The organism is Bradyrhizobium sp. URHD0069 (genome assembly GCF_000701345.1).
Classification (GTDB): domain Bacteria; phylum Pseudomonadota; class Alphaproteobacteria; order Rhizobiales; family Xanthobacteraceae; genus Bradyrhizobium.
The window spans coordinates 19,690-45,081 of sequence record NZ_JNIJ01000049.1 but is presented as its reverse complement, the minus strand read 5'-3'; the positions used below and the strand labels follow the sequence as shown (position 1 = coordinate 45,081).

At 60.8% G+C, this 25,392-nt stretch carries 25 protein-coding genes, 1 tRNA gene and 1 pseudogene; 15 read left to right on the top strand and 12 right to left on the bottom strand.

Translation table 11 applies throughout. The annotated features are described in order from the left end of the window. Nucleotides 1–376 precede the first annotated feature (376 nt). Nucleotides 377–1,060: a hypothetical protein gene (locus N554_RS0125575; RefSeq protein ID WP_051677710.1), complete on the bottom strand. Its 684-nt coding sequence runs from the start codon at nucleotides 1,058–1,060 to the stop codon at nucleotides 377–379. A gap of 384 nt (nucleotides 1,061–1,444) precedes the next feature. Between N554_RS0125575 and N554_RS0125570 the strand changes: the two genes are divergently transcribed. Beyond that, nucleotides 1,445–1,663, top strand: a complete 219-nt coding sequence (locus N554_RS0125570; RefSeq protein WP_029586100.1) for a hypothetical protein — start codon at nucleotides 1,445–1,447, stop codon at nucleotides 1,661–1,663. A 123-nt stretch (nucleotides 1,664–1,786) separates the two neighbouring features. Here the strand turns inward: N554_RS0125570 and N554_RS0125565 are convergent. Further along, nucleotides 1,787–1,863, bottom strand: a tRNA-Arg gene (locus N554_RS0125565). Between the two features lie 395 nt (nucleotides 1,864–2,258). On the opposite strand from N554_RS0125565, the gene N554_RS0125560 reads away from it, so the two are divergent. Further along, nucleotides 2,259–2,573 carry a hypothetical protein gene (locus tag N554_RS0125560; protein ID WP_029586099.1) on the top strand — a complete coding sequence of 105 codons (315 nt, stop codon included), beginning with the start codon at nucleotides 2,259–2,261 and terminating at the stop codon, nucleotides 2,571–2,573. Nucleotides 2,574–2,673: 100 nt separating this feature from the next. Here N554_RS0125560 and N554_RS0125555 read toward each other — a convergent pair whose 3' ends face one another. From N554_RS0125555 to N554_RS0125545, 3 genes are all read right to left on the bottom strand, one after another. Continuing rightward, on the bottom strand, nucleotides 2,674–3,054 hold the full coding sequence (locus N554_RS0125555) for a hypothetical protein (RefSeq protein WP_156042103.1): 381 nt from the start codon (nucleotides 3,052–3,054) through the stop codon (nucleotides 2,674–2,676). 30 nt (nucleotides 3,055–3,084) lie between these two features. Then, complete coding sequence (locus tag N554_RS0125550; RefSeq protein ID WP_029586097.1) at nucleotides 3,085–4,671, bottom strand: tetratricopeptide repeat protein; 1,587 nt, start codon at nucleotides 4,669–4,671, stop codon at nucleotides 3,085–3,087. 106 nt (nucleotides 4,672–4,777) lie between these two features. Continuing rightward, a complete protein-coding gene (locus tag N554_RS0125545) occupies nucleotides 4,778–5,938 on the bottom strand; it encodes a YncE family protein (protein WP_029586096.1) in 1,161 nt (386 codons plus the stop codon). A 166-nt stretch (nucleotides 5,939–6,104) separates the two neighbouring features. Between N554_RS0125545 and N554_RS0125540 the strand changes: the two genes are divergently transcribed. The 3 genes from N554_RS0125540 to N554_RS0125530 all read left to right on the top strand — a co-directional run bounded on the left by N554_RS0125540 (nucleotide 6,105) and on the right by N554_RS0125530 (nucleotide 8,727). After that, the gene (locus tag N554_RS0125540) at nucleotides 6,105–6,794 is read left to right on the top strand and encodes an alpha/beta hydrolase family protein (RefSeq protein WP_029586095.1); all 690 of its coding nucleotides are present in this window, start codon (nucleotides 6,105–6,107) and stop codon (nucleotides 6,792–6,794) included. An 81-nt stretch (nucleotides 6,795–6,875) separates the two neighbouring features. After that, entirely contained in the window at nucleotides 6,876–7,616 is a 741-nt protein-coding gene (locus tag N554_RS0125535; protein ID WP_029586094.1) for an aspartate/glutamate racemase family protein, read from the top strand. Nucleotides 7,617–7,668: 52 nt separating this feature from the next. Next, a complete protein-coding gene (locus tag N554_RS0125530; protein ID WP_029586093.1) occupies nucleotides 7,669–8,727 on the top strand; it encodes an SDR family oxidoreductase in 1,059 nt (352 codons plus the stop codon). 83 nt (nucleotides 8,728–8,810) lie between these two features. Here N554_RS0125530 and gtdA read toward each other — a convergent pair whose 3' ends face one another. After that, the gene (gene gtdA / locus N554_RS0125525) at nucleotides 8,811–9,851 is read right to left on the bottom strand and encodes a gentisate 1,2-dioxygenase (protein WP_029586092.1); all 1,041 of its coding nucleotides are present in this window, start codon (nucleotides 9,849–9,851) and stop codon (nucleotides 8,811–8,813) included. Between the two features lie 107 nt (nucleotides 9,852–9,958). Here gtdA and maiA point away from each other — a divergent pair, with 107 nt between their 5' ends. Genes maiA through N554_RS0125510 form a run of 3 tightly spaced genes read left to right on the top strand, consistent with a single transcriptional unit; the run spans nucleotide 9,959 to nucleotide 12,283 of the window. Further along, nucleotides 9,959–10,591, top strand: a complete 633-nt coding sequence (gene maiA / locus N554_RS0125520; RefSeq protein WP_029586091.1) for a maleylacetoacetate isomerase — start codon at nucleotides 9,959–9,961, stop codon at nucleotides 10,589–10,591. Further along, complete coding sequence (locus N554_RS0125515; protein WP_029586090.1) at nucleotides 10,581–11,090, top strand: MarR family winged helix-turn-helix transcriptional regulator; 510 nt, start codon at nucleotides 10,581–10,583, stop codon at nucleotides 11,088–11,090. Before maiA ends, N554_RS0125515 begins: the two co-directional genes overlap by 11 nt. Beyond that, nucleotides 11,090–12,283, top strand: coding sequence for a 3-hydroxybenzoate 6-monooxygenase (locus N554_RS0125510; RefSeq protein ID WP_029586089.1), 1,194 nt, complete (start codon nucleotides 11,090–11,092; stop codon nucleotides 12,281–12,283). Before N554_RS0125515 ends, N554_RS0125510 begins: the two co-directional genes overlap by 1 nt. A gap of 41 nt (nucleotides 12,284–12,324) precedes the next feature. Here N554_RS0125510 and N554_RS0125505 read toward each other — a convergent pair whose 3' ends face one another. Then, nucleotides 12,325–13,956: a benzoate-CoA ligase family protein gene (locus N554_RS0125505; RefSeq protein ID WP_029586088.1), complete on the bottom strand. Its 1,632-nt coding sequence runs from the start codon at nucleotides 13,954–13,956 to the stop codon at nucleotides 12,325–12,327. After that, nucleotides 13,953–15,104: an FAD-dependent monooxygenase gene (locus N554_RS0125500; RefSeq protein WP_029586087.1), complete on the bottom strand. Its 1,152-nt coding sequence runs from the start codon at nucleotides 15,102–15,104 to the stop codon at nucleotides 13,953–13,955. The genes N554_RS0125505 and N554_RS0125500 overlap by 4 nt, the downstream gene beginning before the upstream one ends. A 316-nt stretch (nucleotides 15,105–15,420) precedes the next feature. Here N554_RS0125500 and N554_RS0125495 point away from each other — a divergent pair, with 316 nt between their 5' ends. Continuing rightward, entirely contained in the window at nucleotides 15,421–15,777 is a 357-nt protein-coding gene (locus tag N554_RS0125495; protein WP_029586086.1) for a hypothetical protein, read from the top strand. A 49-nt stretch (nucleotides 15,778–15,826) separates the two neighbouring features. On the opposite strand, the gene N554_RS0125490 is transcribed toward N554_RS0125495, so the two are convergent. Then, nucleotides 15,827–16,651, bottom strand: coding sequence for a cysteine rich repeat-containing protein (locus N554_RS0125490; RefSeq protein WP_029586085.1), 825 nt, complete (start codon nucleotides 16,649–16,651; stop codon nucleotides 15,827–15,829). Nucleotides 16,652–16,960: 309 nt separating this feature from the next. Between N554_RS0125490 and N554_RS38805 the strand changes: the two are divergent. The 5 genes and pseudogenes from N554_RS38805 to N554_RS0125465 form a co-directional block, all read left to right on the top strand. Further along, nucleotides 16,961–17,314: pseudogene (locus tag N554_RS38805) on the top strand (efflux RND transporter permease subunit); the annotation flags it as partial. An 86-nt stretch (nucleotides 17,315–17,400) separates the two neighbouring features. Next, complete coding sequence (locus tag N554_RS43150; protein WP_029586083.1) at nucleotides 17,401–18,633, top strand: LuxR C-terminal-related transcriptional regulator; 1,233 nt, start codon at nucleotides 17,401–17,403, stop codon at nucleotides 18,631–18,633. A 297-nt stretch (nucleotides 18,634–18,930) separates the two neighbouring features. Continuing rightward, nucleotides 18,931–19,320, top strand: coding sequence for a PRC-barrel domain-containing protein (locus N554_RS0125475; protein WP_029586082.1), 390 nt, complete (start codon nucleotides 18,931–18,933; stop codon nucleotides 19,318–19,320). A gap of 154 nt (nucleotides 19,321–19,474) precedes the next feature. Then, the gene (locus tag N554_RS0125470; RefSeq protein WP_029586081.1) at nucleotides 19,475–20,071 is read left to right on the top strand and encodes an HdeD family acid-resistance protein; all 597 of its coding nucleotides are present in this window, start codon (nucleotides 19,475–19,477) and stop codon (nucleotides 20,069–20,071) included. Nucleotides 20,072–20,135: 64 nt separating this feature from the next. Next, nucleotides 20,136–20,567, top strand: a complete 432-nt coding sequence (locus tag N554_RS0125465; protein ID WP_029586080.1) for a hypothetical protein — start codon at nucleotides 20,136–20,138, stop codon at nucleotides 20,565–20,567. A gap of 47 nt (nucleotides 20,568–20,614) precedes the next feature. Here the strand turns inward: N554_RS0125465 and N554_RS0125460 are convergent, their stop codons facing one another. From N554_RS0125460 to N554_RS0125450, 3 genes are all read right to left on the bottom strand, one after another. Beyond that, complete coding sequence (locus N554_RS0125460; protein WP_029586079.1) at nucleotides 20,615–21,616, bottom strand: NADP-dependent oxidoreductase; 1,002 nt, start codon at nucleotides 21,614–21,616, stop codon at nucleotides 20,615–20,617. Nucleotides 21,617–21,806: 190 nt separating this feature from the next. Beyond that, nucleotides 21,807–23,123 (bottom strand): bifunctional folylpolyglutamate synthase/dihydrofolate synthase, encoded by a 1,317-nt coding sequence (locus N554_RS0125455; protein ID WP_029586078.1) that lies wholly within the window; start codon nucleotides 23,121–23,123, stop codon nucleotides 21,807–21,809. Then, nucleotides 23,116–24,123 (bottom strand): ATP-grasp domain-containing protein, encoded by a 1,008-nt coding sequence (locus N554_RS0125450; protein ID WP_029586077.1) that lies wholly within the window; start codon nucleotides 24,121–24,123, stop codon nucleotides 23,116–23,118. Before N554_RS0125450 ends, N554_RS0125455 begins: the two co-directional genes overlap by 8 nt. A 318-nt stretch (nucleotides 24,124–24,441) precedes the next feature. On the opposite strand from N554_RS0125450, the gene N554_RS0125445 reads away from it, so the two are divergent. Continuing rightward, on the top strand, nucleotides 24,442–25,215 hold the full coding sequence (locus N554_RS0125445; protein ID WP_029586076.1) for a ferredoxin--NADP reductase: 774 nt from the start codon (nucleotides 24,442–24,444) through the stop codon (nucleotides 25,213–25,215). Nucleotides 25,216–25,392 lie beyond the last annotated feature (177 nt).

Below are 25,392 nucleotides of genomic sequence, written 5' to 3'. Positions count from 1 at the left end.
CGCTTGAGAGATCGGCCGGTCGGCGTTCGCCACACCGGTTGAGCCGGAGCTGCAAGAGGGGAGCAGATGGTAGGATCGATCGATCCGAGGTGCGAGACAGTCCGTGGGACCCATTGGCCGAAGAAAGGTCGTGAGGCTGTTTGGAGCTCGCGTCGCGGAAACCATCTTGGCCAGCGGTCTAAAACACACCGCATCAACAGGCCGGACATATGGATGCAAGCGATCCGATCAGACCCTGAAGAACTCTTGTGGCACGGGGGCCGTCCACATATGGGTCCCGGCGTTCGCCGGGACGACGAAAATGCTGGATTGCCCGCCTGCGCGGGGAACGACGACGATGGGTTGGCGCCACGACGATGGGTCGGCGCCACATAGCTCAACTCCGCTTCGCCTTGCTCGGTGGCGCGCCAAACAGCGTCTTCTTCAGATCCTTGATACTTGCCGAAAGCCGCGGCCACTCGCAGGAGAAAGAATCTTTTGCGCATTCCGCAGGCTTCGCGCGCGGCCTCGGATCGGTGGCCGCGGCCGGTGGCTTGAGGTCTTTCGCTGCGGCCGGTGGCTTGGTCGGCGCCGGCCGTGGCGGGGCGGCCTTTTCAGTGTCGCTTCTGAAGGAGGCTTGCTGCAGCTGAAGTCGCTGCTGCTGCTGTTGTTGCTGCTGTTGTTGCAACTGCTGTTGTTGTTGCTGTTGTAACTGCTGTTGCTGTTGCAACTGTTGTTGCTGTTTTGCCGTGAACGCCGCGGCGATGGTGCTGCGCCGCTGACGATCGAGATAGGCGGTGTATTGTTCGTCGATGTGCTTCTGCTCTTGCCGCGTCGGGTTTGGACCCGCGATATCAAAACTGCGGTTCTGCATGAAATCGAAATAGCTGTAGCCGCCGCCGGGCTTGCGCCGCCCGGCAAATTTGGCGTTGCATTCCGAAAGCCCCGAGGTTCTCGCTTCCTTGGTCGCCGCCTTCTCCGCAGCGTCGGCGCATTCCTCGAAATCGGCCGGTGCGCGCGACCACCACTGCGCGTGCCCGCGCGAAGGCTGCAGCACGGCGCAGCCGATGATCGCGGCCATCAGCAGGACGGATTTGCGCAATCCGATCACAGGCGATTTCTCCAGAGTTCCACGCGACACATTTCCTGCGGATTGTCGCCATTTTATCGGCCGGCTTGTCACCCGTAAACCCCGGCTTTCCCGCGGGAGCTGCGAACTTCTTGCTGGCCCTGTGATCGACGGGACACACCCGGCCGGTGAGAAACCGCCGAAATGCTCACAGACTTTGCTTTGACAATTGGCCGCGGCGGATACCTAATCGCGACGCTAGGGGGCATTGGCCCGGTTTCGCGAAGGAAGCCGCGAGGGCCCGATCCCGCCAATGCCCATCCTCGGGCTACGGGAGTCGCGGGCCTCCTCGTTGCAATAATGCAAACGGCATCGCGACAAATGGCATATTGAGATATGGCAGATGGTCAGGTCGTACTGGTGACAACCGAACCGTTGGAGGGCGGTTCGTCCGTCCGCTCGGTCTACTTCGTCGCCGAACAGGATCCGGAGACCGCCAAGGCCATTATCGTTGCAATGATGGCTCCGAATGAGAAGGTCGAAGCGTGGGGCCGGCTTCCGGAGGCGGCGGTCAAAGCGCTCGGATTGAAACGTGGCGACTTCATGCACGGCTGATGGCATCTGGGATCCCGTAGCTCAGCTGGATAGAGCGACGGTTTTCTAGATCGCGCGCCGTCAAACGCAATGCGCTGATTTGTTTCACAATTTATTTTGCTGCGTACTTTCGGAGCATGTCGTTGGCGATCCCGGCATGACTCGAACATGCGACCCTTGGTTTAGGAAACCAATGCTCTATCCAGCTGAGCTACGGGACCTGACGCGACAGCGACGTTTTTACTTCACTCGAACGCTCGGCGCAAATGCCTCGACCTTGCTATTCTTTCGGAAATCACGTCCGCGAACATATCGGCGATGGAAGTCTTCGGTTTACCGCACATCGAGCACCCGAAGCTCGCCATCTGCCGACCGGGAGCCATAGCTTCGGTGCGGTCATAAGCCGCGCCGCATTGGCAAACTCCGATGATGCTCGGTCATGCAGCATCTATACGCCTATTTCCCCTCCCGGCTACGCTATCCGACCAGGCAAATGCAGCATGCGTTAATCAATATGAACGGTTATTCAAACAGCTATCGGTGATTTAATGTCGCAGTTCGGAACGTAGAACGTCGGTGACGATTAACACTCCACCAGGTCAATTGGAGTGTTCCTATGAAAAAGCTAGCTATCGTATTTGCCGTCGGTGCAGCCGCGCTGCTCGGAGGCTCCGCTGCAAACGCGACGGACAGCACGGTGAAAGCAAAGACATCAGCCGATGCAACGCAATCCACCGACATCAGCTCTCGTAATCGATACTCGCGTCGCTACTACGGCTATCGTCACTACCGCCCGCATTACAGAAGCTACGGCTACGCCCCGCGGTACTATGGCGGCGGTTACGGTAGGCCGTACTATGGCGGCGGCTATGGTTATGGCGGTCCGAGCGTAACCTTCGGGTTCGGCGGAGGCGGATTCCGCGGCTGGTAATACAAAAAAGCCCGCAGCAATGCGGGCTTTTTCCTTATGGCATGGCGAGGGTGCGATGGAAGACCTTCCTTCGTAACCATGCTGCTTTCGTAACGATGCACTATCTCACCCATAACTTGAGGGGAACGGCCTCTCGATCGGGGCAAGCCATCGTGCCTGTATAAGAGTCTGACAACCGTCCGCTGTAGGTGCATTCAACGCCAGCAACCGAAAATGTCGCATTCAACTGGGAGGATGAGGCCGAGATCTGAAACCGCATTTCACCCGCCTTCTCCTCGGGGCCATCCTTAGTGCAGACGCCAACGTGTCTCATGGTCACCGGCCCGGCGTATTCCTTGGTCCGGCTGGAAACCTGCTCCGTGACGGTGGCAGTCAACTCCCACTCGCCGAGATGACCCGAGTATCCAATGACCTGAAGTGACTGAGCGCTGGCCGGGGTCGCAAGAATGCCCAGCACGATCGGCACAAAGAATGCTTTCACGGCGTGCTCCTGTGCCTTCGCCTCGCCGTCTCAGGGCTTCTGCAGGAACGCGTGCGCGTGTGCAATCTCGGCCCTGGTCTTATCCGCGGCGTTAGCGATCTCGACGGCTTTCTTGTAGTGTTGCCGAGCTTTGGCGTTGTCACCGGACTTTTCGGCGGCCATCGCCGCTCCTACATGGGCCCCAAGCCGGTTCGGCTCTTTCTTCAGCGTCGCTTCAAAGGCGGTGACCGCTTCCTTGGGGTTGCCACTCTCAAGCAGCATGACGCCATAAAATTCCCGCGCCGGCTTAGGCACGCCTGGCGTCACCGGATGCTTCTCGGTCTTATCCTCGGCATCGGCGGCTGCGCTCATCGCATTTAGCGCCTCATCGCGCTTGCCTTCGGCATAGAGCATCCAGGCGGTCGCGACTTGCCGCTGAATATCTACTTGCTCCGACCAATAGGCGTCCTTGGCATCACGCAGCTTGTCACGCAACTCGGCGAGCTTGGCGATGTCAGTTTTGGCGGCATCAGGATTGCCGGAGCGGGCGGCGCCGAGAGCTCGAGCAAAATGAGTTATCGCCTGGACTTGGGCTAGCGGACTAGGGCGTACCTGAAGCTCCGCCGCAGCCTTCCAGTCGCCGCGTTCCACGGCGTAGCGCGCCGGCGAGATAGCCAGTGCATACGGCCCGGGCAAAAACGCCTCTGTGAAGCCGGTGACCATCATCATCTCGTCGATGATGGTCTTGGCTTTGTCGTCTTGTCCGAGTTGCAGATTTGCATAGACGACGTAGTCCATCGCATGCAGCTGGTCGTGGAAATCCTTAGACTCCTTTGCGACACGGGCCGATTCGGCGTTCGATGCGATCGATTCAGTCCAATAGCCGACGCGCGTGAAAATATGTGACGGCATGTGCTGGGCATGCGCCGCTCCGGGAGCGATCTTGGCATAGCGCCGCGCAGCGTCGAGCCCTTTCTCGGCAATCGGCGGATAGTCGTAGAGGTGGATCAGGTAGTGTGACACGCCGGGATGCTGCGGTTGGCGTATAGCGATCGGCTCCAGGATCGCGGCGCCCTTGAGCTGGCTGGCGTATGTCTTGTCGGCCGGCGATGCCGATGTATTCAACGCAAGGGCATAGTGGATCTGCGCCTCGTCGTCGTTTGGATAGCGCTGCGCCAGTTGTTCCATGGCCTTTGCATAGGCCTGAATGCGGGTGCGGTGGTCGACTTTCTCGTGGTCGGCGTACATGACCGCAATCGCGTCCAGGTAGTCGCGCTCGCGTTGCGACTTGGCACCCACGCTCTTTCCCTTTGCGATCGCTGCAGCACCCTCGACGAGATTCTTTGCGGGCGGCGCGACATGCGGATTCCACAGCAGGCTCAGCGCGATACCCCAATACGCTATCCCGCACTCGGGATCGGCCTGTAGCACATCTTCGAACACTCGTTGCGACGCCCGGTACCAGAATGAGTGCTGGTACAACATCCCGCTGTCAAAAAGCTTCTGCGCGTCCGGCTTGCACGATGTCTCGAAATGCACAGTGCCGAGCTTATGGCCGTCCGATTGTGCTGACGCGGGTTGCGTGCACGAAAGTCCCACCGCGGCCGCAGCAGCAATTGCAATGGATGTTTTGATCATGACCTAGCTCCAAATCTTCGAAATGCTCGACCGAGGGTTGTGTCGGTAGCCTTAGACTGATTCCTGGATGCCGACCATGCATTTCTGTGTGCCTGCCCGCGATGCGCTACGGCTCGGAGGTGCGGATGCCCGCCGGACCGGCCTTCATCGCGATCGGCGTCGTTTTAATCAGGGTTTTGCCGTCGAACGTGAAGGTTGCGATCTCGTTCTCCACCATGCACTGGGCCAGCACGGTTTTGGAGTCCTTCGACCATGCGACGCCCTGGCACCAGTGGCCGACCTTGGCTTCCGTCACCGGAACGAGGTCGGTGCCGGCGACCCGGTAGATCTTCAGCAATCCATAGTCGTTGAAGAATGGCGAGCTCTTGGGCTTGTTCGAGCCGTTGACCACATTGACCGCCACATAGGCGCCATCCGGCGATATCTTCAGCCCTTCCGGCGTCTGACCGACCGAGATTGTGGTCGCGACCCGGATCGGCTTGGCGCGCATGTCGATCAGGCTGATGGTATCGGCGTCGCCGCCGCTCATGCCGATATTGGCGAACACAGCTACGTCGCCGTTGGCGGTAGTATCGATCTGGTACGGGCGCAGCCCGGAAAACAGGTCGCGTTTGGTGTATTCGACCTTGCTGCCGTCGACCGAGAGAACGGAGATGCGATTGTCGCCATCCCGCGAGACCAGCGCCGTTGTGCCGTCGCGGGAAAACATCGGGTGGCTCGGACCGGACTTGGCGTCGCCGAGCGCGACCTTGCCGGCCGGCGTCAGCGCATTGCCGCTGATCGTGAACACCGAGACGGTGCCCTCGCTGCGATTGGCCACCAGCGCCAGCGTCGCTGTGCGATTGATCGAAACGCCGGCAGCGCCCGCGCCGGCTTGCAGTGTCGCCAGGATTTTCGGAGGCGAGGATTTCAAGTCAATGACGGTCAGCTTGTCATCGGGGATCGCCTTGGTTGGGTCGGCGGGATCGATTTTCATCGCCCCAGTGACCAGTGCGAAACTTTCGTCCGGCGCGATGGCGACGCTCGACGGCGGGCCGACCACGCTGGCGGGCGCTGGCAATTCCGCAATGATGCGCGGCGAGGGGCCCGAAAGTTCGATGACCGAAACGCTGTCCGGCACCGGCTCCTTGCGGACCGTCGCCACCCCGTTTTCGAGGACCATCTTGCCGTCATTGGCCGAAACCGCGATTTCGGCGTTTGAAGTGGAGCCTGCCAGTGCGATGAAGGATGTCGTGATCAGTGCCAACGCAGCCTTGCTGGGACGCATGATGTCTTCTCCCGAATGAATGGGACCTCTTGCGGGTCCATGCCGGGCAGTATTCAACGTCAGCGAGCGGTTGTCCATTCGGGAAAGCATCGGCTCGAAAGGCCTTCCGGGCGGCCGGTCGCCGGGCGTACAGTGTCCCGACCACAGCGAATGGCAGTCACGCAAGATGAAAACCGTCAGCGCGCAACAGCTTAAGATCGAGGTCGAGAACGCGAGCTCGATCTCCGCGCTGCTGATCCGCCCCACGCAAGCGCGTGCGTGTTTTGTGTTTGCCCATGGCGCCGGCGCCGGGATGGGCCATCCATTCATGGAGACGGTGGCGACCGGCCTTGGCGAACGCGGCGTGGCGACGTTGCGCTATCAGTTTCCGTATATGGAAAACGGCTCGAGGCGGCCCGACCGCCCGGCGGTCGCGCAAGCCGCGGTGCGCGCCGCTGTGGCGGAAGCCGGCCGGCGCTGCCCGGAATTGCCGCTGATCGCGGGCGGCAAATCGTTCGGCGGACGCATGACGTCGCAGGCACAGGCCATTGCGCCGTTGGCCGGCGTCGGTGGACTGGCGTTCCTGGGCTTTCCGCTGCATCCCGCGGGCAAGCCGTCCAGTGATCGGGCGAAGCACCTTGCCGATGTTCATGTGCCGATGCTGTTTCTTCAGGGCACCCGCGACAGCCTCGCGGAATTGAGCTTGCTCGAGCCTGTCGTCCAGCGCCTCGGGCGATCGGCATCGCTGCATCGTGTCGAGGGCGCCGATCATTCCTTCCATGTGCTGGCGCGTTCGGGACGGAACGACCGCGAGGTCATGAGCGAAATCCTGGATGCGTTCGCGGCTTGGGCCGAGGCGGAGGCGGTAGCTTGCTGAATTCGCGGTAAAATCGCTAGCGTCGCAAGCCTCGCCGAAGTTTTGATGGCGGCCTGTATCACCGAATGCTAATCAACGCCGATGCCCGCAACAAAAATCCTGATCGTCAATCCGAACACCACCGCGTCGATGACGGATACGATTTGCGCCGCGGCGCGCGCCGTTGCCGCGCCAGGCACCGAAATCGTCGCCGTGACATCGTCAATGGGTCCGGCCTCGATCGAAGGGTTTTATGACGAGGCTTTCGCCGTTCCAGGATTGATTCAGGCGTTTTTGATCGCACCCGACGCCGCCGCCGGCATTGTCGCATGCTTCGACGATACCGGGCTCGATGCGGCGCGATCCGTCGCGCGCTTCCCGGTGGTTGGAATCTGCGAAGCCGCGCTGGTGACCGCGGGACAGCTGGCCAAGCGTATCGCGATCATCACGACGCTGCCGCGCTCGATCGTGCCGCTTGAAGACCTCGTGCGCCGCTACGGTTTCGCCGACAGGGCGTCGGTCACCGCGTGCAATGTTGCGGTTCTCGACCTCGAAAGGCTTGGCTCCGGCGCGGAGCAGAAACTCGAAGCGGAGATTGCCCATGCGCTGGACAAGGGCGCAGAAGCTATCGTTCTCGGTTGCGCGGGGATGGCCGATCTCGCGCGCACGCTTTCGCAAAAATTCGGCGTGCCGATCATCGATGGCGTCGCGGCTGCGGTGAAACAGGCCGAAGCTCTGGTCGGTCTGAAACTCACGACATCCCGGCGCGGTTCATATGCTTTCCCTGCCGCGAAAAGCTACGCGGGGACGCTAGAGCCATTTGCGCCACGGACATCAGCCTGAGCGCGCAACGGGCTCCGCCACTGGGATTGGATGCCATGCCTAATTGGATGCAATGCCTAAGCAAGTCGCGCTAGTCATCGGGCCGACCGGTGCGACCGGTGGACCCATCGCCAAAGCACTCGGCCGTCGCGGCGATTGGCTTGTTTACGGCATGTCGCGCACGGCTCCAGCCGGCAAGGTACCTTTCACCCATCTCGCTGCCGATTTGACCGATCCCGCGTCTTGCGCGCGTGCATTGGCAGCCATCGAGCCGGTGACGCATGCGTTCTTCGCTGCCCGCGCGCCATTCCAGGAAGGTGGTGTCGAGAATGTTGAAGGCAATGTCGCCATGCTGGCCGCAACGCTGGATGCGCTGGAAGCGCGCTCCGGCGGGCTCGAGCACGTTCATCTGCTGGAGGGCACTAAGTGGTACGGAATGCACCTCGGCCCCTATCCGACGCCTTCGCGCGAAGGCGATCCCCGGCATCCGCCGCCAAACTTCTATTACGATCAACAGGACCTTTTGAGCCAAAGAGCGGCGCATGCTCGCTGGAGCTGGTCTGCATCCCGACCGTCCTATATCTGCGACTTCGCGCCGGACCGCGCCAGAAACCTCATCACGATTCTCGGCACCTATGCGGCTCTCTGCCGTGAACTCGGAGTGCCCCTGGATTTCCCTGGAACTGCCGCCGCTTACTCCGTGCTTTGCGAATTATCCGACGCGACCTGTCTCGCTGAGGCCATCATTTTCATGTCGACGCATGACGCCGGGAGGAACACGGCGTTCAATGTCACGAACGGCGATAGTTTTCGCTGGTGTCAGGTCTGGCCATTGCTGGCGCAATGGTACGGTATTCCCTGTGGCGTGCCGCGCCATATCAAGCTTGCGACGTGGATGGCCGACAAGGGCCCGGTCTGGGACAAGATCGTTGCGCGCCGTGGACTACAGCGACGCTCTCTTGAAAGCCTGGCGTCATGGGACTTTGCCGACTTCGTCTTCGAAAAGGAATGGGACTTGTTGACCGATAACGGTCTGCTGAGACGCGCGGGGTTCAATCTATGCGTCGATACAATTGCCATGATCCGCGACCAGCTGAATCAGTACTGTGAAGCGAAGTTGTTGCCTCGCTGAGCATCGCCTCCAATTTGCTTGATCGCATCGATTGTCTCGGCGGGCGGAATGCGCCGTAAACCGTTTTGCCCGCGACGCTTCGGTCAGGCGTTGCCGCGATCTTCGCGGAACAAGTCCAGCTTCTGCTGCACCGGACGATCGGAGAAACTGAACAGCACCGAATCTTCGTCGGCTTCGTGGGTCACCCATTGCCAGCTCGGCACCACGAACAGGTCGCGCGGACCCCACTCAAATGTCTGATCGCCGATCCGCGAACGGCCCTTGCCTTCGATCGCGGCGAATACCGTGGCGTCGGTCGAACGATAGCGCGCGGTCTTGAAACCCTTCGGCAGCAACTGGATGAAGGTGCCGATGGTCGGCATCGCGTAATCGCCGGTTTCGGGATTGGAAAACTTCAGCTTCAATCCGTGGCAGGCGTCCCACTGGTCACGCGTTTTCGCCTGCTCCAGCGCCTCGCGCGTATAGTGATAGGGATAGTTGAAGATCGGCGAAGTCTTCGAGGCGCGCTTCTGATCGACCGGCAAAAGGTTGTGGCCATAGCGCGCGAAACTGTCGCCGGCGGGCCGCGTGATCTGTTGCTGGTCTTCGTCAGATCCTTCCGCGAAGGACGCATCGAGGAACTGCACCAGCGGAATATCGAGCCCGTCCAGCCAGAACATCGGCTCGGAAGTCTCATTGCCGTGATCGTGCCACGTCATCGACGGCGTGATCACGAAGTCGCCGGGCTCCATCAGCGTGCGCTCGCCGTCCACCGAGGTATGCGCGCCCCTGCCCTCGAGCACGAAGCGCAATGCCGACTGACTGTGCCGATGGGCCGGTGCGATGTCGCCGGGGATCACCATTTGCACGCCGGCAAACAGCGAGGTCGTGATCTTCGACTGCCCGCGCAGCCCGGGATTTTCCAAGACCAGCACTCGCCGTTCGGCTTCCTTGGCGGTGATCAGCTTGCCGGCTTCCGTCATGAAGCGGCGGATCGCATCGAATTTCCACAGATGAGGCCGGCAGGCGCTCTTCGGCTCCGGCGTGATCAGCTCGCCCATCACGTTCCAAAGGGCTGCGAGATTTTCGCCGTCGATCCTGCGGTAGAACGCCTCGCGTTCCGGCGTCTTCTGTACGGCTTCCATGGCGAGCCTCCCGATGTTCTTGCTGGATTTATTGACAGCATACTTACAATATGAGTAGCGTCAATGCGGCGACCAAAAAGCAACGAGAAAATTCCAGGGAGGTTCCGATGAAGCTGCACGGCTATTTCCGCAGCAGCGCGTCCTATCGGGTTAGAATTGCGCTGAATCTAAAAGGACTAGGCGCGGACCACCTGCCGCACCATCTGCGCAAGGGCGAACAGCGCGACCCCGCCTATCTCGCGCTCAATCCGCAAGGGCTGGTGCCGACGCTGCAGGACGACCAGGGCGCGATCATTACCCAGTCGCTCGCCATCATCGAATGGCTGGAGGAAACCGATCCCGAGCCGCCGCTGCTGCCGAAGGACCCGCTGCGCCGCGCCAAAATTCGCGCCTTCGCGATGGCGCTCGCCTGCGATACTCACCCGTTGCAGAACCTGAAAGTGCTGGGGCGGCTGCGGCAGATCGGCCTGAGCGAAGAGCAGGTGACCGAGTGGGCGGCATGGGCCAACCGCGAAGGGCTCTCGGCCTGCGAAACATTGATCGCCGACGAGCCCGGTCCATTCTGCTTCGGCGCCAAGCCGACGATCGCCGATCTTTGTCTGGTGCCGCAGCTTGCCAACGCGCGGCGCTTTGGCGTCGAGGTCGCGGCGTTCCCGCGCCTGCTGAAAGCCGAAGCGGCGGCGAAAAACCTGAAGGCGTTCGCGGACGCCGCACCGGAGCGGCAGCCCGATGCAGAATAAATCGGCGCCGGTGACGATGGATGCCGTCTATACCAAGCCGGGATATTTGTTTCGGCGGATGCAGCAGATTGCGGTGGCGATTTTCGCGGAGGAGTGCAGGGCTTACGACCTGACGCCGGTGCAATTTGCAGCGCTGGTCGCGATTCACACCCACCCCGGCATCGATGCGACGCGGCTTTCCGCCGTGATTGCCTTCGACCGCTCGACCTTGGGCAACGTGATCGAGCGGCTCGAGGCGAAGGACTATCTCGAGCGAAAGCCGGCGCGCGAGGACAAGCGGGTAAAGCTGCTTTATCTGACCAAGGCCGGCGCGGCGCTGTTGCGCGACATCATGCCATTGGTCGATCGCGCCCAGGCGCGGATGCTGCAGCCCTTGAAGCCGGCCGACCGCAAGACGCTGACGTCGCTCCTGACGCAGCTGGTCGATCTCAACAACGAGGCGTCGCGGGTGCCGCTGCGCGCCGAAGACGCGCTCGAACATTTCAGGAAATCAGGCTGATGGGTTCGGCCGTTAGGGAGCGGCCTGTCCTGATCGCGGGCGGCGGCATCGGCGGCCTCGCGGCCGCGCTTGGACTTGCACAAAAAGGCATCCGTTCAATCCTGCTCGAAAAGGCCTCAGCGCTTGGTGAAATCGGCGCCGGAATCCAGCTCGGGCCCAATGCCTTCCACGCCTTCGACTATCTCGGCGTCGGCGAGGCCGCGCGCGGCATGGCGGTCTATATCGATCAGCTGCGGCTGATGGATGCGCTGACCGCCGAAGAGATCACCCATATCGACCTGCGCGAGGCGTTCCGTGCGCGCTTCGGCAATCCTTATGCGGTCGTGCATCGCGGCGATCTGCACGGCGTGTTCTTAAAGGCTTGCCAAAACCACGAGCTGATCGAATTGCGCGTCAGCTGCGAAGTCATCGGCTATGATCAGGACGGCTCTTCGGTGACGGCGCGGCTTGCCTCCGGCGAGCGCGTGACGGGAGCGCTGCTGATCGGCGCGGACGGCCTGTGGTCGAACGTCCGTAAATCGGTCACGGCCGACGGGCCGCCGCGGGTTTCCGGCCACACCACTTATCGTTCGGTGATTCCGACCGAGGAGATGCCGGAGGATCTGCGCTGGAATGCGGCGACGTTATGGGCGGGGCCGAAATGCCATATCGTGCACTACCCGCTGTCGGGCTGGAAAGTGTTCAATCTCGTCGTGACCTGTCACAACGACGCGCCGGAGCCGGTTGCCGGCAAGCCGGTATCTGACGAAGAGGTGATGCAGGGTTTTGCGCACGTGCATGCACGCGCGAAAGACATCATTCGCCACGGCAAGAACTGGAAGCTCTGGGTATTGTGCGACCGCGATCCCACGGAGCGCTGGGTCGATGGCCGCGTCGCGCTGCTGGGCGATGCCGCGCACCCGATGCTGCAGTATTTCGCGCAAGGCGCCTGCATGGCGCTGGAAGACGCGGTCTGCCTGTCGCACATGCTGGGAACACACGACGATCACACCAGCGCGCTTGAACGCTACCGCGCGCAGCGCTTTCCGCGCACCGCGCGGGTGCAGCTGTTGTCCCGCGCCATCGGCGAGCACATCTATCACCCCGCCGGCGAGCACGCCCGCATCCGCAATGCCATCATGAGCGCGAAAACGTCGGAAGATTATTACCGCGATCTCGCCTGGCTCTATGGCGCGACGGGGCTGACGGGTTAGGCATTCCCGCAAGCGGGAGAGGGAGCGCAGCAGCGCAATCGCTAAATCCTCAGCAGCGCCTGACGGTCGATCTTGCCGGTGCCAGTCTTCGGCAGTTCATCCAAAAACCGCACCTCGCGCGGGTATTTGTAAGGCAACAGCTTTGCCTTGACGTAATCCTGCAGCATTTTGGTCGCCTCGGTTGGGTCGAACGCGCGGCTGTTCATGACCACCACCGCCTTCAAGGTCATACGCCGGTCCGGCAGTTCGGCCGCAAACACCGCGCATTCGCGCACCCTCGGATGTTCGGCAAGGCAAAGCTCGACCTCGAGCGGATAGACCCATTGGCCCGAAATCTTGATCAGGTCGTCGGCACGGCCGCGGAAGAAATGAAAGCCGTCGCCGTCGCGCATAAAACGGTCGCCGGTGTAGATCCATCCCTCCTCGCGGATGGTCTCCGCCGATTTGTCCGGTCGGTTCCAGTAGAGCGGCGTGTTGGAATCGCCGCGCACCCACAGGATGCCTTCTTCGTTGTCGCCGACCTCCCGGCCGTCTTTGTCTTTCAGCGCAATTTCGTATCCGGGTACGCGAAGCCCTGCGGCACCGAGCTTCTTCTTGTCCGGCCGGTTGGACAGATAGATGTGCAGCACCTCCGTGGAGCCCAACCCTTCGATGATTTCAAGGCCGGAAAGTCTTTTCCATCTGTTAAAGACCTCGGCCGAAAGCACCTCGGCCGCGGACAGCGACATTCGCAGCGACGAAAAATCCGTGGCGGCCCCACCATCAGCGTTGGTCAATGAGGTATAGAGCGTCGGCAATCCGAAAAACACGCTTGGGCGGAAGCGCTCGATCGCCTCAAAGATCGCCGCCGGTTTCGGCTGGCCCGGCAACAGCAGCGTCGCCGCGCCGGCGGAGAACGGGAAGGTAATGGAATTGCCGAAGCCGTAGGCGAAGAAGATCTTCGGCACCGAAAAGCAGATGTCGTCCGGCTTGAGCTTCAGCACGTTGCGCGCGAACGCGGCTTCGCTATAGGCCATGTCGTGCTGCAGATGGACGATGCCCTTGGGGCGTCCGGTCGAGCCCGACGAATACATCCAGAACGCCATTTCGTTGCGGTGGGTGTCGGCTTCCGCAAGATCGGCCGCCAAACCCCGCAACCATTTTTCCGCGACGATGGTATTTGGCACGGCGTGATCGCCGGCAGCGCCATTGACCACGATCAACGTGCATAACGACGTATCATTGCAAACCACCGCATTGAAGCGGGCGCAAAACTCGGCGTCGGCAACGGCCACCGTGGCGCCGGAATCCGACAGATAGAATTGCAGGAGATCAGGCGGCGTCAGCGTATTGATCAGAAGCGGCACGAAGCCTGCGCGAACCGCGCCGAAGAAGGCGGCCGGATAGGCCGCCGTATCATCGAGGAACATCAGGATACGGTCGCCGCGGTTTAATCCCAGTGACAGGAAACCGTGTCCCCACCGCGAGGCCTCGGCGCAAAGCTCGGCATAGCTGCGCGTTCCCGACGGGCCGGTCAGCGCAAGCCGGTCGCCCCGGCCTTTACCGAGATTGTCGAACAGAATGCGGCTGGCGTTGTAGCGTTCCGGCAGCGCAAAGCCGATCTCCAGCGCGCCCGGGCCATCGGACGGGACGGCGTCGGCAATCTCGAGGGCTCCATCCGGCTTCGACCTCATCGCTGGCTCCCGCCCTGCTCCAGCGGCCGCCTGGAGGCTTCGTACCGCGCCATGAAGGCCGGCGACATCGCGCGCAGGCGCGCGTCGTCAATGCGGCCCGATCGGGTGATGTAGCTATACGCAAAATCCATCAGGCCAAGTTTCATGTGCTCGGGAAATTTATCGTACCAGTCGGCGCTGGTGCGCGCCGCCGTCACCAGCTTCTTCACGATCGGCTGGCGCTCGCTCTGGTAACGATCGAGGCCTGCGGAAATATCGCGTTCCGCCTCCAGCGCCTTCGCAAGCGCGATCGCATCCTCGATGGCGAGCCGCGTGCCCGAGCCGATCGAAAAATGTGCCGAATGCAGGGAGTCGCCGATCAGCACCATATTCTTGAACGACCAGCGCTCATTCCAGATCCAGGGGAAATTGCGCCACACGGATTTGTTCGATGCCAGCGGGTGACCCTCGAGCGTGGCCGCGAAGACGCCTTCGCAAATGGTTTGCGATTCCTCGATGGTCTTCTCCGCAAAGCCGTAGCGCTGCCACGTCGCCAAATCGCATTCGACCAAAAATGTGCTCATCGACGGCGAGTATCGATAGTGATGGGCGTTGAACGCGCCGAGCTCGGTCTGCACAAAGGTCTGCGACAACGTCTCGAAGCGCTTGGTTGTGCCGTACCAGGCGAATTTGTTGGCGGAATAAGACAATGAGGTGCCGAAATCGTCCTCAAAGCTGCGGCGCACCAGCGAGTTCAGGCCATCCGCCGCGACAATCAGATCGTAACCGGCCAACTGGTCCACCGACTGGATCGGCGTGTCGTATCGCATGATGACGCCGACCGAGGATGCGCGTTGCTGCAGAGTCCTGAGCAGATCAAGCCGGCCGATCGAGGAAAAGCCGATGCCGTCGATCTCGACGCTCTCGCCGCGCAGATTGAGCGTAATGTTCTTCCAGCTCTCCATCCGCGGCGCGATGGCATCGACCGTGTCGGGATCATCGGCGCGCAGGAATTCAAGCGCCTGCTCGGAGAACACCACGCCGAAACCCCAGGTGGCGCCGGCGGCGTTCTGCTCAAACAGATCGATCTGGGCGTCCGGGTGCCGCCTTTTCCAGAGATAAGCAAAATAGAGACCTCCGGGGCCTCCGCCGATCACGGCGATACGCACGAAGTCTTCCTCCCTCGATGGCTTTTCACATGCGGATGAGTCGCAGCTTAAATCAACAAACCTTGGAGCGTGTACTCCTAATTTGGTGAGTACCGCTTGGTTCATGTCCGTTATTTCTTGCGAGGTGGGCTATCCCAGAGCGGATCATGTGTCGCAGGGAATCCTACTCACGTCGGCGCTCTCTGAAAAATCAACAAGCCGGGTTCTTGCTTCTCGGTCGGGGAGCCATTGTACTGAACGTCCGGAAAATCGCTGTTTGAACGGACGCGCTCAAGACTAGCCCATCCGATGCCGTCCGCCATCGCAAGGAGCAACCATGTGGAATATCAGGACCAAGTGGCTTACGTTCTACGCTGAGCATGTCGAGCAAGCCTCCAGGCAAATGTTCGATCACGTCGGAAAGATGATCGTCGGGACATTGATCATCTCGGCGGGGGCGCATGTCTCGAGCAACGAGCCCGCTATCGTTCTATTCGGCTATTTACGTCATAGCCTCATTGGCCGCGGCGTCATGCTGTTCGGCGTCGTGCTTCTTGTCCTGAATTTCCTCGACGGTCTTTACAAGTTGGCGAAGCTGGAGTGGCATGTTGCGTATCAGCTCGCCATGTCGCTCTGCTACGTCGTTTTGTCCGTTCGATTAATTCAATTGATCCTCGCCTTTCGAGCCGAGTAGCCGACGGTTCTCGCGAAGACTCGCGCACTGAACCTTCGGTTGAATCTAGTTATTGCGCAGCGAACTGAGCCAGAACTTCCTTGCACGCGGGTGAGATGGAGGCTGCACGCGTCGCCAGACATTGCACGATGCGGCCGCCGCCGGGCGCAACGCCGCCGCAAAGCGTGCGGACGTCTCCACTACACGCCGACCTCAAGACGAACAGCTCCTCGCGCGGCCGCATCGGCCGCAGCACCAGCGTGGCAGCAGGCGCGGCGGTGGGGGCTGCTCCGGGACTGGCGGCTGCCGCTGCGGCGCCCGCAGCAGGGGTTGTGGCGCCGCCGCTGGCCGCGTTGACGGCCTGCTGGCAGGGCGCCGAGACTTTCGACTTGTTCTGTTCCAAACAGCTCAGCGCCGCAGAGCCGCCGGTCGGCACGCCGGCGCAGACTTTTTGATGGTCGGACCGGCACGCGCTGCGGATCGCCGCAACCTGCGCATCGCTCGGCTTTTTCGCCGATGTGGTGGCTGCCGCCGCTTTCGAGGCCGCCGGTGGAGCCGCGGTTCCCGCCGCGGGCTTAGCCGGCGCGGCGGCCGGCGTGGACTCGGCCGCCGGAGTAGATTCGGCCTTCGGCGCAGCCGGTGCTTCCACCGCACGCACGGCGGTCTGGCAGGACGACGAGAGACTCGACATATTTTTCTGCAGGCATTGCAGCGACGCCGCGCCGCCCGGCGGGATGCTGGCGCAATGTGCCTGATAGTCCGAGCGGCATTCGGATCGGATAGCGTTGCGTTGTGCACCGGTCGGCGCCTGCGAAAATGCCGGCGTCGCCACAGCGAATATCGCGGCCGCCATCGATGTCCCAAGCGCCGCCGCACGTGTAAACGTGGTGATCATTTGCAGAATCCTTTTCGTTGTCGCCGGCGCTTCAACCGAAATGAAATTTTAAAAGCGCTGCTGGAAAAATCTTCGCGGGCGAGATCATTTTCTCTTTCGAGTTCCACTGCAAGCGGATTGTTGCTATTCAAGCATGGCGGAAGGCTTCCTCAGGACAAAAGCGTTCGCGGGCGCAACATGAAGTGGGGCACGAGAATGAAGCCCAGGCATTCGTCAGCACGCTCCAAACTAAACGGCAGCAGCGTGAGGCAGCGAGCCACCGCCATCTCCCGTATTGCCTTCGCCATATCGGCGTTTGTCACTTTAAGTGCCTGCGGCAACCAGATCTACTACGTGTTCGGCCTGGCCCTGCTGCTTGTGTACCTGGTGCTCGCCGGACAATATGAAAGCTGGTACGCGCCGATCGCCGTCATTTTGGCCGTACCGCTTTCGTTGCTCGGCCCGATGGCGGTGCTCTCGGGATTACGGATCGAGAACAATCTCTACACCCAAATTGGATTGATCCTGCTGATCGCGCTGTCGGCGAAGAACGCCATTCTCATCGTCGAAGTCCCCCTCGAACTCCACGTCCGCGACCGCAAGCCGCTGCTCGAATCGGCGGTCGAGGCGGCGCGGGCGCGGTTCCGGCCGATCCTGATGACGTCGTTTGCCTTCATCCTCGGCAACGGAAAGGCCGCGGTAGCGTCACACACAGCGTCTGGCGTCGTGCTATAGTCACTTGCGAGACGCTTTGACGGAGCATCTTTGAGATGCTGCACAAATCGCTGCAATCGGAGATTTATTCTTTTCACCTGTTGGCCGACAGAGCCAAAATGATGATTTGGACCTCTGGACCTGACAAGTCGTGTGATTGGTTCAATCGTGCCTGGCTCGAGTTCACCGGTCGCAGGATGGAACAGGAGCTTGGAAATGGATGGGCCGAAGGCGTCCATCCAGACGATTTCTCAAGTTGCCTATCGGTCTACACCACCGCCTTCGACAGCCGCCAAGAATTCAGTATGGAATACCGGCTGCGCCGGCATGACGGCGCTTATCGTTTGGTTCTCGACATCGGCAGCCCCTACTTTTCAGCTGACGAGGAGTTTCTGGGCTATTTCGGCTCATGCATTGATGTGACCACCGGCACGCGGGACGGATCTCAGCCACCACAACCTGAACTCCCGCGCCTCCTACGGCAGACGGGGGTGGGCGAGAGAGCTTTCGCCTCCGTTGCGGAAAACGAAGGTCGCGACGAGGATCCATCCGGAACGGAAGTCCGCGCCGCGCTCGAGCGGATGGTGGCTAGCGAGAGCTTCCGAACTTGTCCGCGACTGGCGGCTTTCCTTCGATTTGTCATCGAGGCGACGTTGCGTGGTGAAAGCGCTCACCTCAAGGGCTACACGATTGCCGTCGAGGCCCTCGGACGGAGTGGAGACTTCGATCCCCAGCAGGACCCCATCGTTCGAGTCGAAGCAGGGCGATTGCGACGGGTGATCCAGCATTATTACGCCGGCCCAGGCGCAAAGGATTTACTCTTCATCGACGTTCCGCGCGGCCGTTACATTCCGACGTTTCGATATCGTCGCGCCGAGCAAGCCTTGGCGATACCGTCCGTCCTCAGGAGCGCCACCGGCACCATGCGCGCTATCCCGGCGACGGTTGAGGCGATCAAGATCGGCGCTGACAATTTCATTGAGACGCCGCTCGATGCGGAGACGGCGGTCACGCGCGTGGACGAGGTGAAGGCAGCCTGTGCCCGCCGTCGCGACGGCGACACTGGTTTAAGCGTTACGTCGACGCACTTTCCAGGGTACGATTTCTTGACGCCCCGGGAACGCGAGGTGCTCACCCAGATCGCGGCAGGCGCCTCGAGCAAGGAAGCTGGCCGTCAGCTCGGCATCAGCTTCCGGACCATCGAAATCCACCGTGCACGGATCATGGAAAAGCTTGGCGCCAAAAATGCCGCTGACCTTGTCCGCATTGTGTCGACGAGAGCCGGTTGAAAGCTGGTCGAGCGCCGGGGGGCCGTCCCGTCCTCTCCGATCGCACCAGCCGAACGGCCAAGTAAGGAAGCGCGGATAATACGAGAATCCGTACGCAGAAATACCTATACCCTGGTTACTGTAAGCTCATTCATTCCTGCCCGGGCTTTAGTAAATTTTGACTACGGGGCGCCCCCCGACGGCCCGAAGGGGTCGGGGGAAGAGCTCAATGTATAGGCATCACCTACGGCGGGTTCAGATTCCGATTGCGGACGATCTTCCGCCGAGCGGCGGTCGCCGCTGCAATGGAGAGTCGCCATGAAATCGATCCACATTTTGATGTTTGCGAGCATTGCGCTAACCGCGCCGACCATCTCGCACGCGCAGGTGGCTGGTTCTACCCTGGTCGGCGTCAGCGTCACAGAGATGCGCGACGTCTCCAAGGGTTGGAGCGCCAAACGCCAAATCATGGGGCAGCCTGTATATAACGACAAGGATGACCGCGTCAGATCAATCGACGATATCATCATCGCGCCCGACAAAGCCGTTTCCTACGCCATCATCAACGCCGGCGGCTTCCTCGGATTGGCGAAGCACGATGTCGCCGTTTCGGTATCCCAATTCAAATTGGTCGACAACAAGCTGGTTCTGGCGGGCGCCACAAAGGAAGCCTTGAGGGCTAGTCCCCCGTTTGAGTACGCCAAATAGGGAGAGGACGGCTAGCGGGCGACGTGCCACGCCACAAGATAATGCGGCTTCAGGCCGACATGTTTTCGCAATGAACTATGGCACCCGGGGATGCTGAATTCAGCACCCCGGGAATGCTGAATTCAGGAGGAACTCAAATTCGGGAGCAAATCAAATGTCCAGCACACAAGCTCAACCCAGCCCACCGTCGCCATTCCTCGGGCTCGCGCTGCGCGAACTGGCAGAAAATTGGTGGCTGCTGCTGCTGCGCGGCATAGTCGCGATCGCCTTCGGCGTCCTGGCCTTCATCTGGCCAGGCCTCACTCTGCTGACCCTGACGTTGATATGGGGCTTCTACGCGATCGCCGACGGCATCTTGGCGCTGTGGGCGGCGATTGCGGGAAGACGTAGCGAGATAGCGCCGCGATGGTGGCTCGCCGTCGTCGGCATCGCTGGTATTCTTGCGGGCCTGCTGACTTTCGTTTGGCCGGGCATGACCGCGCTAATATTGCTGATGTTCATCGCCGTTTGGGCAATTGTCATCGGTGTGCTGCAGATCTGGGGCGCGATCCGGCTGCGCAAGGAAATCGAAGGTGAATGGCTGCTCGGTCTGAGCGGCCTGCTGTCGGTTGCCTTTGGCGCTATATTGATCGCCCAACCCGGCGCGGGCGCGTTGGCAGTTGTCTGGTTGATCGGCTGGTTCGCGATCCTCGCGGGCTGCGTTTACATCGCGCTAGCGTTCCAGTTGAAAAAGCACAAGCGTTCGGCCTGAGCCGGGGCGTTGGCGAATAAGAATCTGTGAAGGATGGAAGTCAGCGAACTATGGAGGAATGACCATGGCCAAGCGTCTCTCCGAACAACTCGCCGAATTGTCGGTTCGCGCCAAAAACGCCGAGGATGCAGCCACTGCGGCGGAGAAGGAAGCGCATGAAAAAATCGCGGCGCGCATAGAGCAGGCACACGCTGCTGCGACGGCGGCAACCGAAAAGATCAATCAGGATGTCAAATCCGTCAAGGACACTGCCACCAGAGACTGGAATGCACTACAGGCGAAAATTGTTGCCGACATCGAGACTTTGAAGACCGGAATTGCCCAGCGAAAGCGGGAGCGAGAGGTCGGGCGCGCCGAAAACAACGCCGAGCGACTGGAGTGGGAGGCAGGTTTCGCGATCGATTATGCCGTCGCGTCGATTGAGCAGGCAAAGCTGGCCGTCCTCGATGCTGTCGCCGGCCGCATTGAGGCCGAGAAGGCCAGGAAAGCCGTGTAGCCGGCGCTTGGCCCAAACGCAGCACTGACCACCTCGGCCTCCGAGCCTTACACCTTGATCATCCGCTTGCCGCGGTTTTCGCCGGCGAGCAGTCCGATCAGCGCCTTCGGCGTTTTCTCAAGGCCATTGATAATGTCCTCCTGAACTTTCAATTTGCCGGCGGCGACCCAGGATTGCAGATCACTCAGCGCCTCGTCGCGCCGATCCATGAAGTCCATCACGATAAAACCCTGCATGGTAAGACGCTTCACCACGATCAAGCCGGGTACGCCGCGCGGTCCATGTGCCGACGGAACGCCGTCATATTGCGAGATCGCGCCGCAGCAAGCGATGCGGCCGCGATTGTTCATTTGCGCCAGGCAAGCCTCGAGAATATCGCCGCCGACATTGTCGAAATAGACGTCGATGCCCTTCGGCGCCGCCGCCTTCAAGGCCTTGAATACCGCGCCGTCCTTGTAGTCGACCGCGGCATCGAAGCCGAGTTCTGACGTCAGCCAGTTGCACTTGTCGTTGCCGCCGGCGATGCCGATGACGCGACACCCCTTGATCTTGGCGATCTGACCGACAATCGATCCGACCGAGCCGGCAGCGGCGGAGACCACCACCGTCTCGCCGGCCTTCGGCTTGCCGACTTCGAGCAGCCCGAAATAGGCGGTGAGTCCGGCGATGCCGTACACGCTGAGCAGGTGGGTCATCGGCTCGATCTTGGGCATCTTGGTCAGATGTTTTACGGGCACTGCCGCGTAATCCTGCCAGCCGGTATCGCCGAACACGATGTCGCCCGGCGCAAGTCCCGGCGCTTTCGATGACACGACTTCGGCGATGCCGCCGCCGGCCATGACCGTGTTGGCCTCGATCGCCGCGCGATAGGTCGCGCCGTGCATCCAAGCCCGGTTGGCGGCGTCGAGCGAGATATAGCGCACCCGCAGCAGCGCCTCGCCATCCCGAGGCTCCGGCACGGCGGACTTGACGATTTTGAAATGCTCCGGCCCAAGCTTGCCGGTCGGCTTCTCTACCAGCAAGACCTGGCGATTGACGCTGTCGTTCATCGCGTCCCTCCTCAAATGTTGTTCTCGGTGCAATCGAGCGCGCAGGAAATGCTCAACCGCACACACTATGCGCTATGCATGACGCTAGTCGGCGGGCGTGCATTCCACAACGGAAACATTGTGGCAAACGTGGCCCGATGGCCTAGGACGTGGATGGCCGGGACGAGCCCGGCCATGATGAATCCTCTACTCAGAAAAAATCCAAATCCTGCGCGCGGCCGCCCCTGGCGACCACCGCATATTCGATCGCCAGGAACAATCCGCCGGCTACATATATTTTTCGGTTTGCCGTCGCGGCGAGCGCACTGCTGAGCGCAACGGCGTCCTCGATGGTCGCGGCGATATGAATTGTCGCTTGCGGATTGGCCCTGCGCACTGCTGCAGCGATATTCTCTGCCCCCGCGCCCTTGTGGTGCGCCGCCGTGCAAATGATCGTGTCGAAGGACGGCGCCAATGCGCCCACGATCTCGTCGGCCTTCTTGTCGAAGGAAACGCCTAGCACAAGAATCCATCGCTCCGGGCCATAAATCGCCTTCAGGCTGGCGAGCGACTGCCGGATGCCGTCAGGGGTATGGCCGACATCGATCACCGTGAGCGGGTCGTGTCGGATAAGCTCGAGGCGGCCGGGCCAGCGCACCTTGCGCAAGCCCAATCTCACGGCGGCCTCGATTTTGGCGGGAGCCTCTCCGGGTTGCACGCGTCCGAGCCAGAGCAGGAACAGCGTGACGGCGATCGCGGCATTGTTGAATTGAAATGCGCCGCGCAGGCTCGTTGCGAGCGCCTTAAAATTGAAATGCCCGAACCGGAAATCAAAATCCTGCCCCGTCGGCGAGACGGATTCGCCGGCAATTTCGACGCCGTCGCGGACAAACAGCGACGTGACCTCGCGATAGCGATTATATTCGAGAAGATGCGGCCGTAGCTTGCGGCAATTCTCGCCGTAGACAATGCTGCCGCCGGCTGCACAGGCGTCGCTCTTGTCGGAAGCAATCAATTCCAGCGAATTGCCGAGCAGTTCGAGATGCTCGTAATCGACCGAGGTCACGCAGGTCACGCGCGCGCCGACCAGACGCACCGGATCGTAGCGCCCGCCGATGCCGGCCTCGAACACGGCTAACTCACATTTTCTTTCCTGGAAATACAGGCAGGCCAGCGCAAACAGAGCTTCGAAACTTCCGAATTTTTCGCCGCTGCGCTGCGAGATTTCGGCGATAGCGGCTTCGATCCGTATCTTTAGCCGCGCCAGATCGTCATCGCCGACAGGCGCGCCATCGACCTGAAACCGCTCGTTGAAGCGGTACAGATGCGGCGAAGTGAACAATCCGGTCCGCAAGCCATAGGCGTGGGCGATACTGGCGCAAAACGCCGCGGTGCTGCCTTTGCCGTTCGACCCGGTCACGACCACCGAAATGCGCGCGAGCCTTGCCCGGTCCACCTCAATGGCATCGAGCAGCTCTGCCAGCCGCGCCAGGCAAACGCCGTCGCCGTATTTCGGAAGATTAAACACCCATTAGTCCCGTCGCAGAAAATGTGTGGCGCCAGATTTTCAGAATCAGGTCGCCCCGATCGGATTTCTCCAGCAGGCGGATTGCGGGATTGGAGTTCACCTCGATCACGCGTATCGCTTCAGCATCCCCTTCGATATCGGTGAACATGTCCACGGCCGCGACGCGGAGCCCCAGCGCTCGTGCGGTCTTCCTCGCCAGGGTGAGCGGGGCATCGGAGCGAGGGGCCTCCAGAACCATCGTTCCACCCACGCTCAAATTCATCCGCCCGGGAATCTCCCAGCGCTCGCCTCTGGGCAATACGATGTCGAGTGAAGCGTCACGGTCCGCAGCCGGAGCAGCCGGCGAAAGACCGCAGGATCGCAGAGCATCGTTGTGCGCGGCCAGCAGCTCGCGGATGGAGCATGCACCGTCGCCCCACACCGACGGCGGATATTTCCGTGCGGTATAGACGACCTCGTCATCCAGCAAAAAAACCCTGTATTCGTCTCCTGAGACAACCGGCTGGATCAATACCGAGTCGTAGTACTTTGACACCTCGTCGAGGTATCGGACAAGCGAAGCTTCGTCGTGAACGGCTTGAGCGAAATCGCCGCGCGATCCCAGCAAAGGTTTCACGAATGCTGCTCCGCCCAGCTTTCTCAGATACCGGAGCGCATCTTCGCGCTCGTGACCGGCGCCGCGGTGGGCCTGGTGCCGGTCATGCAGGAAGAAATACTCGCCACCCAGGGTCGGAATGCCGGCGCGTTCAAGAATGCGATTGGTGAAATATTTGTCGGATGCCAACGAAGACGCAGTCGCGTTATTTTGCGGATACCACGAGCATCGGCCGGCGCCGAAATGAATGGTTTTGCTCTTTGAAGTGACGCTGAAGAGAAGCCCTGATCCGCCGTCGATATCCCCGAACACGAGGCCAAATTCAGCGCAGGCATATTCCGCGTAGACCGATTGATCGGGGTAGGAGCTCGGTTTTCCTGATCGGAAATTTCGAAGGCTTGGCATGCAACATCCGGCGATCTGGCATTCTATTTTGATGCCTTATCTTTAACGAACTTTGTGAGCTGGCGGGGCAATTAACTGCCGCGGCGATGCTGATTTCGGCAACTTAATTGCGTACACCAATAAAGCGGCCGCGAACCATTTTCGGAGATAAGTCGACTACCATTTTGAACCAGCAATTGCGCAGCAAGTGCTATTGACTATCTCTGAAAATGAGGCAGGAAACACGCTACATCGCCAATCGTTGCAGGGGTTTTCGCCATATGGCGAGCCAAACAACTGGATCGTTCTACAGCAAGGCAATTGGAAAAACGAAAACACATGAGCGCATTCCATAGAGAGAAAGTTCTTTCTGTCCGGCACTGGACCGATACGCTTTTCAGCTTCACCGCCACCCGCGATTCCGGCTTTCGATTCCAGAACGGGCAGTTCGCCATGATCGGGCTGGAGGTCGATGGCCGGCCGCTGATGCGCGCCTACAGCATGGCGAGCGCCAATCACGAGGAATCGCTGGAATTCTTCAGCATCAAGGTCGCCGACGGCCCGCTGACCTCAAAGCTGCAAAAGATCAAGGAGGGCGATACCATCCTGGTCGGGCGCAAGGCGACCGGCACCTTGATCGCCGATAATCTGATCCCCGGAAAACGCTTGCTGCTGCTGTCGACCGGCACGGGTCTGGCGCCGTTCGCGAGCCTGATCAAGGATCCGGATGTGTATGACCGCTTTGAAACCATCGTGCTGGTGCACGGCTGCCGGCAGGTCTCCGAACTCGCCTATGGCGAGGATCTGGTCGCGAAGCTGAAAGACGACGAATTTTTCGGTCCGCTCCTGGCCGAGAAGCTGCTGTACTATCCGACCGTCACCCGCGAGCCGTTCCGCAACCGCGGTCGCATCACCGATCTGATTACCTCGCAGCAGCTGTTCGACGACATCGGCCAGTCGCCGCTCGATCTCGCTAACGACCGCATCATGATGTGCGGCAGCCCGGCCATGCTCGAAGAACTGCGCCAGATGTTGGAAGCGCGCGGCTTTCTCGAAGGCAGCCACAGCGAGTCCGGGCATTTCGTCATTGAAAAGGCGTTCGTCGAGCGCTGATCTCCCTTCAGGGCGTCCCGGCCAAGCCAACGGGTCCGGCCTCCGGCCGGCCCGATGCCAGGCTGCGCGCAAGGCAGGACCCAGCCGTGTCATCTCTTTTGGGCACGGTGGCAGGTACCCTCCGCGACACGATCGCAGGTGGTTGCTTGCCGCAAGCCGTGGCCGTCATCCCGCCCG